A 1,167-nucleotide genomic window follows, 5' to 3' on the forward strand; every position below is an offset into this window, starting at 1 on the left:
CGCAAGCGTAAAAGTCTGTGTTTTATTTATTATTTTTTCGCTAAATTTACGCAACAAACTATAAGCACAAAGCCGTTAGCAGCAATACAAGAAAAATGGAAACTGAAGAAAATAATAAAGAAACAAACGTAAAATCAACTATTGATGCTGTAACTGGATTAGTTAAGGCTGTACCCATTTATCAAGATACGCTTCAGCCTGCTGCAAAAGAAATAGGAAAATCATTAGAAATCGTTTCTAAAACAGTTAATATAGCTCTATCACCAATCAAAGCTTTAGTTTGGGGATATGAAAAAATTGAAGACTTTATTTCAACAACAGTTACTGAAAAACTAAAAAACACACCTAAGGAAAATATCGTAACACCTAAGCCTGAAATTGCTGGACCAGTTATTGAGGCTTTAAGGTTTGCAGGACACAATGAAAATTTGAGAGAATTATATGCGAATCTCTTAGCTAGTTCAATGGATAAAGAAACTCTTCATAAGGCTCACCCAGGATATATTGAAATAATTAAAGGATTAACATCAGATGAAGCTTTATTATTAAAAATATTTCAACACGATGATATTCAGCCATTAATAGATTTACAAAGTAAAACTGAAAGAAATGGTCTATTCGTGAAATACTCTAACTTTTCTATTTTACATGAAAAAACAAATCTTCAAAGCCCAGAACTAACAGCTACTTATATTGACAATTTATGCCGTCTTTCTTTAGTAGAAATTCCACACGGAAAAAGTTTTACTGAAAAATCATTATATGAACCTTTAGAAAATCATTCAATATTAAAGCCATACATAGAAAAAATTAAAAAAAGTAATAATAAGGTGGATTTTGAAAGAAAGATTGTCAAATTAACAAACTTCGGGAAACAATTCATAGAAAATGTAGTTGCAGAAAAGTAAAGCTGCTAACAATGTATATAAAACATAGCTATTATAAGCTTTCCTAAAGGTTCGTGTGTAATTTCGAAGACCGCCAAATTTTTAAATTTGGCTTTTAGTAAAATAAAGAAAAATTTAAAAATTCGGCTAATGTATAATCCGAAACGATAGCGTCTTTTTACACGCTACGTTTCATATACGAGACGTTGGCAAAAACTTTGAAAATCACTCACACGGAAATAATTCTGAGTTAAAAACAAGAAGTTTATTGTGGCATAAA

Annotated in this window: 1 protein-coding gene; it reads left to right on the top strand. The window is 30.2% G+C overall.

Features of this window, described 5'->3' with window-relative positions; all coding sequences use genetic code 11:
- Positions 1-95 precede the first annotated feature (95 nt).
- On the top strand, positions 96-908 hold the full coding sequence (locus tag AC28QF_RS13855) for a DUF4393 domain-containing protein (RefSeq protein ID WP_488202400.1): 813 nt from the start codon (positions 96-98) through the stop codon (positions 906-908).
- The last annotated feature ends 259 nt before the right edge of the window (positions 909-1,167 follow it).

The organism is Tenacibaculum sp. M1.3A, from assembly GCF_057732375.1.

Coding starts and splice junctions, on each gene's coding strand:
- AC28QF_RS13855 (WP_488202400.1), top strand. CDS start 96: ATGGAAACTGAAGAAAATAATAAAGAAACAAACGTAAAATCAACTATT.